Source organism: Deinococcus misasensis DSM 22328, assembly GCF_000745915.1.
Taxonomy (GTDB): domain Bacteria; phylum Deinococcota; class Deinococci; order Deinococcales; family Deinococcaceae; genus Deinococcus_C; species Deinococcus_C misasensis.
The window spans coordinates 40790-54106 of the sequence record NZ_JQKG01000010.1; the positions used below are offsets into that span (position 1 = coordinate 40790).

12 protein-coding genes are annotated in these 13317 nt (G+C 56.1%); 8 read left to right on the forward strand and 4 right to left on the reverse strand.

The annotated features are described in order from the left end of the window. Positions 1-148: 148 nt before the first annotated feature. The 3 genes from Q371_RS08020 (at position 149) to Q371_RS08030 (ending at position 2945) form a co-directional block, all read left to right on the forward strand. Positions 149-841: a S4 domain-containing protein gene (locus Q371_RS08020; RefSeq protein WP_034338680.1), complete on the forward strand. Its 693-nt coding sequence runs from the start codon at positions 149-151 to the stop codon at positions 839-841. A 142-nt stretch (positions 842-983) separates the two neighbouring features. Beyond that, the gene (locus Q371_RS08025) at positions 984-2654 is read left to right on the forward strand and encodes a PhoX family protein (protein ID WP_051963694.1); all 1671 of its coding nucleotides are present in this window, start codon (positions 984-986) and stop codon (positions 2652-2654) included. Further along, positions 2655-2945: a hypothetical protein gene (locus Q371_RS08030; protein WP_034338682.1), complete on the forward strand. Its 291-nt coding sequence runs from the start codon at positions 2655-2657 to the stop codon at positions 2943-2945. It abuts the gene before it with no gap. A 187-nt stretch (positions 2946-3132) separates the two neighbouring features. Here Q371_RS08030 and Q371_RS08035 read toward each other — a convergent pair whose 3' ends face one another. Next, positions 3133-4275: a hypothetical protein gene (locus tag Q371_RS08035; protein ID WP_051963695.1), complete on the reverse strand. Its 1143-nt coding sequence runs from the start codon at positions 4273-4275 to the stop codon at positions 3133-3135. Positions 4276-4429: 154 nt separating this feature from the next. Here Q371_RS08035 and Q371_RS08040 point away from each other — a divergent pair, with 154 nt between their 5' ends. Then, a complete protein-coding gene (locus Q371_RS08040) occupies positions 4430-4933 on the forward strand; it encodes a hypothetical protein (protein ID WP_034338685.1) in 504 nt (167 codons plus the stop codon). 50 nt (positions 4934-4983) lie between these two features. Here the strand turns inward: Q371_RS08040 and rpmB are convergent, their stop codons facing one another. Beyond that, positions 4984-5217: a 50S ribosomal protein L28 gene (rpmB, locus tag Q371_RS08045; RefSeq protein WP_034338924.1), complete on the reverse strand. Its 234-nt coding sequence runs from the start codon at positions 5215-5217 to the stop codon at positions 4984-4986. Positions 5218-5357: 140 nt separating this feature from the next. After that, entirely contained in the window at positions 5358-6761 is a 1404-nt protein-coding gene (locus Q371_RS08050) for a xylulokinase (RefSeq protein ID WP_034338687.1), read from the reverse strand. A gap of 385 nt (positions 6762-7146) precedes the next feature. Between Q371_RS08050 and zapE the strand changes: the two genes are divergently transcribed. The 3 genes from zapE (at position 7147) to Q371_RS08065 (ending at position 9883) form a co-directional block, all read left to right on the forward strand. Beyond that, positions 7147-8169, forward strand: a complete 1023-nt coding sequence (zapE, locus tag Q371_RS08055; RefSeq protein WP_034338690.1) for a cell division protein ZapE — start codon at positions 7147-7149, stop codon at positions 8167-8169. 57 nt (positions 8170-8226) lie between these two features. Next, complete coding sequence (locus tag Q371_RS08060; RefSeq protein WP_051963698.1) at positions 8227-9396, forward strand: M20 family metallopeptidase; 1170 nt, start codon at positions 8227-8229, stop codon at positions 9394-9396. A gap of 178 nt (positions 9397-9574) precedes the next feature. Further along, entirely contained in the window at positions 9575-9883 is a 309-nt protein-coding gene (locus tag Q371_RS08065; RefSeq protein ID WP_034338693.1) for a hypothetical protein, read from the forward strand. Positions 9884-10035: 152 nt separating this feature from the next. Here Q371_RS08065 and Q371_RS08070 read toward each other — a convergent pair whose 3' ends face one another. Then, positions 10036-11427 (reverse strand): phosphohexomutase domain-containing protein, encoded by a 1392-nt coding sequence (locus Q371_RS08070; protein ID WP_051963701.1) that lies wholly within the window; start codon positions 11425-11427, stop codon positions 10036-10038. Between the two features lie 71 nt (positions 11428-11498). Between Q371_RS08070 and Q371_RS08075 the strand changes: the two genes are divergently transcribed. Next, entirely contained in the window at positions 11499-13316 is a 1818-nt protein-coding gene (locus tag Q371_RS08075) for a hypothetical protein (protein ID WP_157442597.1), read from the forward strand. Position 13317: the final 1 nt, after the last annotated feature.

Here is a 13317-nt window from a genome sequence, read left to right on the forward strand (position 1 = left end):
CTCGGCTCTCGGCTCTCGGCTCTCGGCTCTCGGCCTCTGGACGAAGCACGTCAGGCCTTTTGAGCCCTCAAAACGCCCTCCTCCCACACCCCCAGTAAGCACAAAACACGATGTCCTGAAGCGGTCTTTTGTGCTACCCTGACTGCATATGAACCTGTCCAAATTGATTGCTCAGGCTGCCGGAGGACGGGTGATCCGCACCGGATTCATCCCCCAGGACAGCGTGAGCCGACGTGAACTCAACAGCCCGGAGGTGAAACATCACATTTCGGGTGGTTTTCTGAATGCAGAACGCATTGTTCTGACCCTTTACCCCGAGCACATCCCCAGCGTCAGCGACCCCGTGGACATCTGGGAGGTCTCTGGCGAGTTTTCTCCCCACATGGACGCCGTGCAACTCAAGCACCGATTGCTGGACCTCGTTCCCGAGGAGCAACTCGGGGACATCCGCGAACATCAGGGTGCTTACTGGGTGGCCGCCACAGGCAAAGCCTCTGCGGTGCTGGAGGGCCTGACCACTCTGGGAGGCACCGAAATCACCGTTGAAAAAGTGGACCTCTCGGAGCACCAGCGTCCCAGCAAAACCCGTGAAGTGGTGGTGCCCAGCATGCGTGTGGATGTGGTGGGGGCCAAAGGCTTCGGGGTGTCCAGAGCGTACTTTCAGGTCGGTCTGGAGAACAAGAAGGTGCGCCTGAACGGTCAGATTGCCAAATCCAGCAGCGAGATCCGCGAGGGAGACATGCTTTCTGCGGAAGGCATCGGCAAGATCGAGTTCAAACGCATCATCAACGAAACCCGTCGGGGCAATTTCAAAGTGGAACTCCTGATCCACCGGGAATAGTTGCCCAAGTTCCTGACATTCCTGTGAACCACTGTTGATACAGTGGTTCTTTCTTTGCTTCGTGTGGGAAAATGCTGTTCCAGAGCTGAAATTCTGCTGACACCTTCCTGTAAAACTTGAGCAAGTTTTTTGGGGAGGATTCATGAACGAGCACAAAAGCATCTGGCAACAACTTCTGGAGAAAAAAGTGTCCCGCCGCTCTGCCATTCAGGGGGCTGTGGCCACCGGGATTGCAGCGACCCTGCCGGTTCAGGTGGCAAAAGCTGCCGCCAACAACGGTGCCCCTGCTGAGAAAGTCACCGCAAAGCCTGCACAACGTGCCCCTTTCGTGAGCAGCAAAGTGACCACGGCAGACACCATCACCTTGCCCAGAGGGTACAGTTACCAGATTCTCGCCCCATGGGGAGAGGACCTCGGGAATGGTCTGACGGTGGGTTTCAACCACGATTACGTGGGTTATTTTCCCATCGACATGCTTGAGGGAGGAAAGAGCAGTGAGGACGCCCTGCTGACCATCAACCATGAATATGTGAACCCGTTGTTTCTGGGCACCACCGAGCGCACTGCTGCCAACATGGAAAAAGAAAAGCGTTCCATGGGCGTTTCTGTCGTGCGCGTGAAACTGCAAAACGGCAAGTGGGAAGTGGTCAAAAACGATCCCCACAACCGCCGCATTGATGGTCTGACCGACATCGAATTGACCGGACCTGCTGCTGGAAGTGCTGCTGTCAAAGGGGCCACCAGAGTCAAGGGCACCATCGGCAACTGCTCGGGTGGACAGACCCCCTGGGGCACCCTCCTGACCTGCGAAGAAAACGTGGATGGTTACACCAAACAGTGGGAGGGCACCGGTTACGAGGCTTCCCATCAGGGTTGGATCACCGAAATTGATCCTTTTGATCCCCAGAGCACCCCCAGAAAGCACACTGCGATGGGCCGTTTCCGCCACGAAAATGCTGCGGTGACGGTCGCCAGAGATGGTCGTGTGGTGGTCTACATGGGCGATGACATGCGCGATGCCTGCGTTTACAAATACGTCTCCAAAGGCAAATACAACCCGCAAGACCGCAAAGCCAACCTGAACCTGCTGTCTGAAGGGGACCTGTACGTGGCAGATTTCTCTGCAGGCAAGTGGCTGCTGCTGGATTACGACCGCAACAAGGGCCTCAAAGACGCCAAAAAAGCCGATGGCAAGCCGATGTTCACCAGTCAGGCCGACATTCTGGTGGATGCCCGTGCTGCTGCTCTGGCCATCAAAGCCACCCCCACCGACCGTCCCGAGGACATCGAAATCCATCCCCTCACAGGTGAGGTGTACATTGCCCTGACCAACAACAGCGTGCACGGCAATTACTTCGGCCAGATCGTGAAGCTCTCCGAGCAAAACGACGACTGGACCTCCGAGAAATTCAAGTGGGAAGTCTTCGCAGTGGGAGGACCCCAGAGCGGTTTCTCCAGCCCAGACAATCTGGTTTTCGATCCCTACGGCAACCTGTGGATGGTCACCGACTCGGGCACCGGCGAAGACACCATTTACGACTTTCTGGGCAACAACTCCATGTTCTTTTTCCCCACCGAAGGCCCCAACAAAGGGAAGGCTTACCGTTTCTGCACCGGTCCTGTAGAGGCCGAAATGACCGGTCCTGTCTGGAGCCCCGATGGCAAAACCCTGTTTGTGTCCATCCAGCACCCCGGTGAAGACACCCAGAGCCTGGACAAGCCCACCAGCACCTTTGCTGCACTGCCCGGAAGCAACATTCCCCGTCCCACTCTGGTCGCCATCCGTGGCTTCCCCGGTTGGAAAGAGGCGTAAATGCTGAACAGTTCCATTGCGCCATGGGTGGTGGGCCGCGAAGCCCTCTTGGAATACGCCATTGACGATTACCTGCGTGAACTGGGCCGGGCCAGACCCTGGCTGGGCAAAACACACGAGGAAGTCCTGACCCGTTTGAATGCCCATTTTGATGCCAAGCATGGCCTCACCCCTCTGCGGGTTTTGCACTCAGAAGAGGTGAACCTCTGGGTGAAAGCTCAGGAGCCCGAGGCCCAGCAGGTGCTGCAAGACTTTCAAGATTACGTGACCGAGTGGAATTGGCTGTCCTGAACAGTCATGCACCAGAAAAGGGCGCACGAAGCGCCCTTTTTCAGTTCATTCTTTTCCATTTCATTGATGTGTGTTTACAGCGTTTATCAGTGAAACAGAAGGATTCATTTGAATCCTTCTGTTTCAAAAAACCCTTTCCAGAAAGACAACCTTTTGTTCTTCTGTCAAATGCTCTAAAGTGCATGGGTCAGTGTTCGGTGCCCTCGGCGGACAGCGCCACAATTCCGGTGGGTGTGCCACCCACTTTGAAGCGCTCTGTCACCTGCCCGGTTTGCACATCAAACTGCACAATTTCGCCCACAGAGGGATCGGTGATGAAGGCCCAGTGGCCATGCACTGCAAAAGAAGGTCGGGGTGCTCCAGCAACCGTGAGGTCCACAGGGGTGACCACACGGGTTTGGCGTTGAACCGTGCCCTCTGGAAGGATTTCATGCAGGACGCCATCTGCGGTGAGGACCAGCACAAGGTTCCCATCGGCTGAGAAGTTGCCTTTGATGTAATTGCTGCCCAGAGCAATGGGTTTCAAACCGTTGACCGGATCAATGCGCACCACCCCTTTGCCCCAGTTGCCAAAGAAAGTGCTGGCTTTGGGATGGGAGAGCACCGTCCCAACCCTTGTGCCTTCCGGGGTGCCTGCTGGATTGCTGATTTTCTGGCTGGACAGTTGACCTTTGCTTTCAGAGATGAGCAGTACCCCATCAGAGCAACCAAAAGCCACGGTGTTGTTCAGGCGGGTTTCGCCGTGCAGGGCTGGGCAGTTGGGGAACTGTTGGACCACCTTCTGGCTTTCCAAGTCAAAAGCATCCACCCGGTTGAGTTTCAGGTACCCGATCAGCAGGTGTTTGCCCAGCAGGGCAGGTGCACCGTGGTCTGGAATTTCGGCAGGTACGGTCTGGTAATCCAGAGAAAGCCCGAGCTGGCTTTCATTGAGCAGCACATTGGTTCCATCCTGATCGTTGAAAATCACCATCTGGTCTTCATGGCTGAAAAAGTGGGTCGGTTGGCGTCCCACATTCAGGGTTTGCAGCACATGGGGAAGGGTTTTGATCAGGTCCTGATGGTTGCCGTGGTCCAGCAAGCGCAAACCGCTGTGGATGAAGGTCACCCGGTTCTCATTGCGGTGGATCAAAACGGCATGGTGCTTTCCAGAGGTGGTATAAATGCCTGCGGCTGGACCGGGCACCGTGAAGCTGGCAATGGTTTTTTTCTCTTGCACTTCCAGCACCTGTGCAGAGGGGGTTTTGGCGTCCACAAAGACCAGTCGAATTGCACTCTGGGCAAAAGTGGTGGACATCAGGGCAGCAGTCAGCAGGGGAATCCATCGTTTCATGGCTACACCCTAATCTATTGATATTAACTTATCAATATCAATAATAGAACTTTTGAGGTGACAGGCAAGAATTGCATCATTGATATTGATATCGTATTATCAAAAACATGCGTTTGAGTTTGTCTTTTTCCCAGCCACACATGTGGAGCCTGCCATGCCCCTGAGACCCGGAAGAAACCCTCTGGTGGTGCAATTCTGGCTGTGGGGTCTGGATGCGGCCTCTGGTGACCTTCGCAACTTTGCACAGGCCAAACATCCATGCCAGAGGGGTTCCAGCATTTACCAGATGGGGGCGTGGTCTGTGCATTCCATGGGACTGGCTCTGGAAAAAAAACCTCAACTTTACTATGACCGTCCAGCAGGATTGTTTTACCGCTGCGACCAGATGCCTGCTTTTGATGGTCAGGTCTCCGGTCAGCCCATTCACCGCACAGAAGGCTTGCTGGCCGTGCACGGCATCATTCTGGAATATGAAAACTGGATTTCCAGCATCCACGGACCGTTTTACCGTGAAAAACTGCTTGCTGGAAAACTGCCTGCCAAAGTGCGCCGTGAAGTGCAAGCATGGAAGCACTGGATGAAAAACGACTTGCTGGATGCCACTCCTTCTGCGTTGCGCATGGAGCTTTCCGGAGCGGTTCTGCGGGTGCACCATTGACCCATTGAAAAAGGACATCCTTTTGGGATGTCCTTTTTCTTGCCCAAGGTTCAGATCAACTGGATGTGCTCGGGCAGTTTCCTGAGGGCCTGTGCAGAAAGCCAGACGTGCTTTCTCTCGCCGTTGACCAGCACCCAGCGTTTGTGTAGGTTGGCATGTTGCCGTCTTTTGCTGATGCCAGTGGTTTTGCGGCCCACCCCACCATCTTTTTTGGCTTTGCCCCTGCGGGTCACTGAATTCACCACGCAACTGGACTTGCCGGTCACAAAGCATTGTTTTGCCACGGTCCACCTCCAAAAAAAGACCCCCACCCAAGGGAGAGCGTGGGGGTACATTCACGGAAAAATCTGCTTCTGCGAAAGCATTGATGATATTAATAACTTATTATCAATAATATGTCAAGGTGGATGTCCAGCGTGCCCGTTCAAACGTGCCAGCCTTTGAGCCTCTGGTAAGCATCTTTAAAGCGCAAAAACTTTTCCTGTGTGACATCCCCTGAAGCAGGGAAAACCAGAGCTTCCTGTTCATCACCCTGTAAAAAGTCCTCAAAAGCATGTCCAACACATGCAGCCCCAAGCATGGCTGCCCCTTTTCCACTGCTGTGCAAAGCAGTGACAGGTTTCAGGGGGACCCTGAGCACATCGGCAAGCAATTGCTGCCATCTGGGATCTGCGCTGCCTCCCCCTGCCAGACGCAATTCATGCAAAGGGTACCGTGTCTGAAGGACCTCCAGACCTTCCCGAATGCTGAAAGCCACCCCCTCCAGAGCTGCCCTCATCAGTTCCCCTCGGGTGGTGGAAGGATCGAGATTGAGCCATGCTCCTCGGGTTTTGGGGTCCATCAGGGGGGTGCGTTCACCACTCAGGTGGGGCAAGAAAATGACTTCCGTTTCCTTCTCGAAGGCCAGATCGTACACCTCCTGCCAGCTCAGGTTCAGGCTTTTGCGTGCCCACTCCAGAGCCACGCCCGCATTCTGCATGGCTGCCATCACATACCAGTGATCGGTGACGGCGCGGTAAGCATTCAGGGCCGGATGGTGCTCTGGCCTTTCACGGGTCAGGGTGATCAGTTGTGCGCCTGTTCCCGTGGTGAGCTGGGTTTGACCTGCCTGCAGAAGGCCACTTCCCAGAGCCGCACAGGGGGTGTCTCCGCCACCCACAGCCATGGGGATTCCTGCTGGAAGGCCCAACTCTCCTGCCGCTTTTTCGCTGAGGTGCCCGCCCAGAGCCTGCGAAGCACGCACCTCAGGAAACAGGTGCAAAGGCAAGTCCAGAGTTTCAATGATTTCCCGGTTCCAAGACCCATCCGGATTGGCCAGCAAAGTCCCGGTGCTGTCTGAAGGATCGGTGCATGCATCACCACCCATCCTGAACCTGAGGAAATCCTTGGGCAAGAAAACATGGCCTGCTTCAAGGGCCTCTGGACGGTGCTTGAGCAGCCAGCGCAAACCCGGACCCATCATGCCCACCGACAGGGGGTTCAGCAAGGTTTTTTCTGCACCTTCAGGGTAATCCCGCAATTCAGCACTGCTTCTGCGGTCCAACCAGAGGAGGGCTGGATGCGTAGGGGTGCCATCTTGCCGTGTCAGGACCACCCCATGCATCTGTCCACTGAAACCGATGGCCTGAATTTGCCCTTTCAGACCCTCTGGAATTTTGCCCAGAGCGGTTTTCAGGGCCTGCCACCAGATCTCGGGGTCCATCTCTGCATGATCTTTCTGAGGGGTGGAGATGCTGTAAGTCTCGCTCTGGACGGCTTCAATGCTTCCGTAAGCATTCATGACCAGAACTTTGATGCTGCCAGTGCCAAGATCGATGCCTAAAAACATGGGAACTCCTGTGAAGCCTCTGGGATTGCGACCATTCTAAAGGGGGAGGCTGTCTCGTTTCTTTCAAGGGCTTGATTGGACAGAGCTGAAGGGTAGGGCCGAGAGCCGAGGGCAAGAAGAGGCTTTGGCTAGAGCGTTCAGGGCTTTGGCGATGGCAACGCAGGGCGAGGCACGCCTCGCCCCTATACAAATTCCCTTGACGATTCTTGGACGCACAGCACGATGCTCTCGGCCCTCGGCCCTTGGCTTTCGGCATCTGGGCGACGCATGCGTAGTCCCTACAAGGTCTTCTGCCTTCTGCCCCTGATACACACACAGTACCCACTGTTTTCCTCTGGTTAAGGATTACACTGGAACCAGAGGGGCACAGCCTCCACAAGGACTTATGCGCATAGACCTGTTATCCCGAAATCCTCAAGTGACCCCAGAGCAGATGCTGGAGGGTTTTCAGCCCACCGCCCGCTTTGGAAAGGTCAGCTTCGAGAATTACCTTCCCAATGCTGATTTTCCATCGCAGGCTCTGGCCCGTGACACCCTGAGGGAATTCACCCAGAACCCACCTCAGCCTGTGAAACGCCTGTTTCGCAAGCCCAGGCCCGTTGAAGGGGTGGGGTACTATCTGGACGGAGGCTTCGGGGTAGGGAAGACCCACCTCCTGGCTGCGGCATGGCACGCGTTTCAGGGCAAGAAGGTGTTCTTGAGTTATCAGGAATTGCTGTACACCATTGGGATGCTCGGGATGCACAAGGCCATTGCTGCTTTTCACGGCTACGAACTTCTGTGCATCGATGAATTTGAACTGGATGACCCCGGCAACACCCACATGACCTCCACTTTTCTGGGCCAACTGATGCCGATGGGGACGCACGTCATCACCACCAGCAACACCCAACCCGAGCACCTCGGGCAGGGCCGCTTCAACGCAGAAGACTTCAAACGCCAGATTCAGGCCATCGCTGAAAGGTTCACGGTGCTGTCCATCGATGGGCCGGATTACCGTCAGCGTGGCGCAGGGCTCGGGAAGCCCTTCAAAAAATCCGAACTGGCTTTGCTGGAAAAACAAGCTGGAAGCTTTGTGCGGGTCACGGCCAGCGAACTGAATTTGCACCTGACCAGGGTCCACCCGGCCCGGTTTTCCAGAATGCTGGATGGCATTGATGCCGTGATTCTGGACGATCTGGTGTGCATGACCGACCAGAACATTGCCCTGAGGTTTGTGCACTTCATCGACAAGGTGTACGACCTGAACCTGAAATTTGCAGCCTCTGGAGAGGCTCTGGACCAGCTTTTTCCTTCCACTTACCGGTATGGAGCGTATGCCAAAAAGTACAGCCGTTGCCTCAGTCGCCTGACCGAGATGCTTGCCTTGAGTGCCAGAAGGCTGGAGCAGCCAGAGACTGTACGCTGAGCACAGCGTATTTTTGTCCCCAATTTGAAGATGTTGGACAGGCTTATACTTGTGGACATGCAAGATGTTCTCCAGCTTTTACAGGCCCAGCAAGACAGCATGGTGCAGGACCTGCGCACCCTTGTGGAAATCGAATCTCCCAGCCGCAACGCCGAGCAGATCCGCAAGGTGGGCGATGTGGTGGAAGGCTGGTTGAACCTGCTTGGTGCCCGCAGTGAGCGCATCGCGTCCAGCAATGGAGACCATCGCCTGTTTCGCCTGCCGTCTCCCAACCCCCAGAGAATCCTGATCCTCTCCCATGCCGACACCGTGTGGGAGATGGGCACCCTCAGCCGCTTGTCGTTTCGCATTGACGGAGACCGGGCGTATGGCCCCGGCAGCTATGACATGAAGGGGGGCATCGTGCAGGCGGTCTGGGCCTTAAAAGCCCTGCAAACCCGGGGCATGTTTCCCTGCCAGATTGATTTCCTGCTCACCAGCGATGAGGAGATCGGCTCCAGAACCTCTTCCGGCCTGATCGAAGAACTGGCGCAAGGGGCTCAAGCTGTGCTGGTCATTGAACCCTCCAACCCCGGCACCTACACCCTGAAAACCAGCCGCAAGGGGGTGGGGGATTTTTACGTGACCGTGCAAGGCAAGGCCGCCCACGCCGGAGGGCAACCCGAGAAAGGGGTCAATGCCATTCTGGAATTGTCCCGTCAGGTGCTGCATGTGACCGCTCTGGGCACGCCATCCAAAGGGACCACCATCAATGTGGGGGTCATCCATGGCGGAACCGCGAGCAACGTGGTCCCTGCCGAGGCGTGGATGCACGTTGATCTGCGGGTCACCACCCTGTCGGAAGCCCAGAGGGTCGAGGAGGCCATGAAATCCCTGCATGCCTTCGATGAGCGTGCCCGGGTGACCGTGACTGGTGGGCTGAACCGCCCTCCGTTTGAACGCACCGAAGGGACCGCCCACCTGTACGAACTGGCCCGTGAGGTGGCCAACAGCCTCGGGTTTGTGCTGGGAGAAGATGCCAGTGGCGGAGGCAGTGACGGGAATTTCACGGCCAGCATTGCGCCCACTCTGGATGGGCTCGGGGCTTGTGGGGATGGTGCCCACGCAGAGCACGAACATGTGATCGTGTCCGAGATGCCCAGACGTGCCGCTTTGCTGGCAGGCCTGATCCTTGCACTCAATCCAGCCCCCGAGGAAACGGCAGATCCTGCTGCAAGCCCAGAATGAATCGGTAGAATAAAGCAGATGACTGTGCAGTGACTTTCGCAAGGGTGTTTTGCTGCGTGAATTCAGTGAAACAGGAGGATTCAAACACACCCTCCTGTTTCAAAAAACCCTCACCAGAGCGACAGCTTCTTGTTCTTCTGTCAAATGCTTTAAAGTGTGGTGACCCTGGAGGTTTTGAATGTTCTCGTTGTTTCGCAAGTCTGCCCCCACCCCCAAAGATCCTTACGTCAAGCAGATGGACCAGAACGCGTTTAAAATCCGTGTGCGCACCAACCGGCACAAGGAGGTTGTGGAATTGCGGTTCACCCGCAGCGCCGACATCGGCCGCAACGACGATGGAGATGGTTTCATTTACCGCAAGATGGTGGTGGGCCCCAACCATTTTGACCGGGGCGAAGTGACCATCATCTTTGACAACCGTTACAACGTCAAAGACGTGCAAACCGAAGGTTGCACGCCCATTGAAGTCAAAGACTGGGAAGATTGAGGTTTTTAAAAGCCATCAGCGCTCAGCCATCAGAGCAAAGGCCGAAGAGTGGGTTTGCGAGGAATGATGGGAATCCACGATCAGAAGATCAACTTCTGTTGAATGCTCTTTCCCGAGGTCTTCCAGAAAAAAGACTCTGGACTGATCCTGTTTCACACCCCAAGATGATTCAATCCTGCTTGCAGCAGGGTTTGGACCTCTTCAGGACTGGCGGCCTCTGCATAAACCCTGAGGACGGGTTCGGTGCCTGAGGCCCGGAACATGATCCACGTTCCATCCGACAAGAACCATTTGATGCCATCACGCAAGTCGATGTTGTGCACCTCACGTCCGGCAATGGGTTGTGGGGTGTTGAGTTTTTGCATCAACTGGTCCTTGACCTGCAAGCTGGGCAACTTCAAGTCAATGCGGTCATAAGCGTGCCGCACCCCTGTGAAGGCTTCCAGATCAGCAAACAGTTCAGACAGGCTCTTGCCCGAGTGGGCCACCGCTTCCAGCATCAAGAGGGCGTTCAGAATGCCGTCCCGCTCGGGAAGGTGCCCTTTGATGCCGATGCCGCCAGATTCCTCGCCACCGATCAGGACATCTCCCTGAAGCATTTCTTCGGTGATGTACTTGAAGCCAATCGGGGTGGTGGTGACCTCCAGACCCAGTTTTTCGGCAAGCACAGCAATCAAACGGGACACCGAAACGGTTTGCACCACTTTGCCTCGCAGTCCACGGTCATAAAGGTGCTTGAGCAGCACCGCAAAAATCTGGTGGGAATTGAAAAAATCCCCTCCTGCGGTCACTGCGCCAATGCGGTCTGCATCGCCATCCGTCACGGCTGCAAAAGCGAGGCCGGTTTGCCCTTTCAGGATGCCCATGGTGTGGGCCAGATTTTGAGGCAAGGGCTCTGGATTGACCCCATAAAACATCGGATCGGGTGCAGCGTGGATTTCTTGTAAAGCGATGTGTTCCAGCCCTGCAAATTTCAGGAATCCAGAGACCCAACCTCCTCCAGATCCACCCATGCTGTCGTGGTAAAAGGTGCCAGCAAAACCCCGCAGGATGTCCAGATCCAGCAGTGTGCTCAGGTGTTTGTAATAAGCTTCCTGCACATCAAAAGTCTGGATGGGGTGCAGGTTGGAATCAAAGGCAGGGGGAAGATCGCCCAGATGGCTTTCCACGTTCTGGACCATCTCTGGAGTGGCACTGCCTCCATAAAAGCCTTTCAGTTTGAAGCCACAGTACTCTGGAGGGTTGTGGGAAGCACTGATCATCACCCCACCCTGAGCGTGCAGGTGTTTCACAGCAAAAGACAGGACCGGGGTGGGCAGGTGGGTGCCAGAGAGGTGCACCTCCAGACCACTGGCCGACAGGGTTTCTGCTGCGACCCTTGCAAAGCGGTCTGCCATGAAACGGGTGTCGTGGCCCACCACCACCCGTTTTCCCCCGGCTTGCAGGATGTGCAGGGCGTAGGCTCTGGCGGCTTTGCGTACATTTTCAAAAGTGAACTGGTCTGCGATGAGGTCGCGCCAGCCATCGGTACCGAACTTGATCATCTGTCCCAGTATATGTTGAGGGCTGGCTTTTCCCACAGACCGCGCTCACCCACAGGGGCTATACTGTGCCCGTGATTGTGCCGAAAGAACTTTCCCTGAAAAAACCCGTGCAGGTCGGTCTGACTTTGTTCACCTGCCTTTTGATTTCAGGGACCGCCCTGGCCTGCCCCGAGAAAGACCTTTCCTTGGAAGACGAAAGCCTCGGGGTGATTTACGCCGACGATCTGGATGCCGGAGAAGATCAGACCGTGTTCTCTGGTGCCTGCTTCACTCTGGGAGGACTGGACCTCTCTGCGCCCACCATCACGGTGCGGGGGCAGGAATTTGAATCCGGGATCCTGACGGTCTCTGGAGATGGAATTTCGGGAACCGTGCAGCAACTCTCGGGAAACGCTGAGCAGCGCACCCTGACCGGAGTCCGGCTCACACTGGTTTTGCCCAGCCAGACCCTCTCTGACCTTCCTTTGCCAGAGGGCACCTACCTCTTGGAAGGGGAGGCCACCCAGCAGGACAACCGCTGGACTTTTGCGCGTGCCATCCTCACCCGTCAGGGAGGGCTCCCAGAGCGCTACGAACTTCAGGGGGCTGTGCTGGCAAACGGCAAACTGACTGCCCGTTCAGCCCGTCTGATGCAGGACCTGAACCAACTTCAGGCCGAGGGGGTCTCGGGAACCCCAGAGCAGGTGCAGGCCGAAACGGTGGAATTCTGTGTGTGCCGGGACTTGGATGCCAGAGAACTGCTGGTCCGTGCAGAGGATCTGGACCTCCAGAAGAATGTTTTTTCTGTTCAGAATGTGCAGTTTTACGCATACGGACTGCTGACCCCCAGCCTCGGAAGTCTGGTTTTGCCTCTGGACCCGGATCAGCCTTTGCTGGTCGGGGTGCAAAATGCATTCACCGAATACCGTGCCCGTCTGGACAGCAAACCCATCATGGTGGCCTCGGATGAAAGCGGGGTGGCCTTGCGCAACGTGCCCATCAGCCTTGATCTGTACACCCGTTTGAACCTCGGGGTGCATGCCCTCCAGCAAACCGCTTATGAATTCTGGTTGGACCATGAAACCCCAGAGTTGCGGGTGCAGGCAGGGCTGCCGGCCCCTCAAGGTCAGCAACCGGCTTTTCCAGCAGTGCTGCTGGATGTGGCCCCCACAGCAGGTCTGGCCTTCAGAACCCATTTCCGCACTGGAGCACAGGAAACCCGTGAATTCGGGGTGGGGTACAGCTTCAAGACCCCGGACCTGTCTTTGCTGGCGCTGGTTTCGGTGGCCCATGAAAACAACCAGAGTGCTCCGGTTTACGCTCTGGAGGGCCATCATCAGAAGACCTTGCAGCAAAAGGGTTTTACGGCGCAGACCGACACCACCCTGAGGCTTCAACACACCCTTGGAGATGTGGCCTTTGTGCACGATGGTTTTTACAGGCTGGCTTACCAGCAAGGGCCTCTGGAGCTCTCGGTCAAGCACACGCTGGCAGGGGTGCTGGGACAGGCCCATTTCAGTGCCTTTGCCCCTGAGCAGCGCAACCAAACCGAAATCCAGGCCGTTTACCGTCCAGAGCAGTGGTCCCTGTCCTATGGCCTGACCCAGAACTGGCTGAAGTCCCAGACCCGCCAGCAGTTGACCCTCGGGACCACCTTCATGGAACTTGAAGGCCGAACCCGTTATGATGCATTGGCTGAAGACTGGCTGAACCTCAGCCTGAGCACCACCCTGTTTGTGCCAGTCACCGAAGGCTTCAGGGCAGAGCCCATGCTGGGTTACGATTTTGTCCAGCAGAAGGTGCTGTACGGTTTTGGTGGCACTTTTTACACCCCCAATTATGCCTACACCCTCGGGGCATACCAGCAGGCAGAGGGATGGGGCATCAAAGCCCGCATCGGCCTGCGTTGAC

Bases quoted from the DNA above. Each gene is read 5' to 3' on its own strand.
- Q371_RS08020 (WP_034338680.1), top strand. From the start codon at position 149: ATGAACCTGTCCAAATTGATTGCTCAGGCTGCCGGAGGACGGGTGATC.
- Q371_RS08025 (WP_051963694.1), top strand. From the start codon at position 984: ATGAACGAGCACAAAAGCATCTGGCAACAACTTCTGGAGAAAAAAGTG.
- Q371_RS08030 (WP_034338682.1), top strand. From the start codon at position 2,655: ATGCTGAACAGTTCCATTGCGCCATGGGTGGTGGGCCGCGAAGCCCTC.
- Q371_RS08035 (WP_051963695.1), bottom strand. From the start codon at position 4,275: ATGAAACGATGGATTCCCCTGCTGACTGCTGCCCTGATGTCCACCACT.
- Q371_RS08040 (WP_034338685.1), top strand. From the start codon at position 4,430: ATGCCCCTGAGACCCGGAAGAAACCCTCTGGTGGTGCAATTCTGGCTG.
- Q371_RS08050 (WP_034338687.1), bottom strand. From the start codon at position 6,761: ATGTTTTTAGGCATCGATCTTGGCACTGGCAGCATCAAAGTTCTGGTC.
- zapE (WP_034338690.1), top strand. From the start codon at position 7,147: ATGCGCATAGACCTGTTATCCCGAAATCCTCAAGTGACCCCAGAGCAG.
- Q371_RS08060 (WP_051963698.1), top strand. From the start codon at position 8,227: ATGCAAGATGTTCTCCAGCTTTTACAGGCCCAGCAAGACAGCATGGTG.
- Q371_RS08065 (WP_034338693.1), top strand. From the start codon at position 9,575: ATGTTCTCGTTGTTTCGCAAGTCTGCCCCCACCCCCAAAGATCCTTAC.
- Q371_RS08070 (WP_051963701.1), bottom strand. From the start codon at position 11,427: ATGATCAAGTTCGGTACCGATGGCTGGCGCGACCTCATCGCAGACCAG.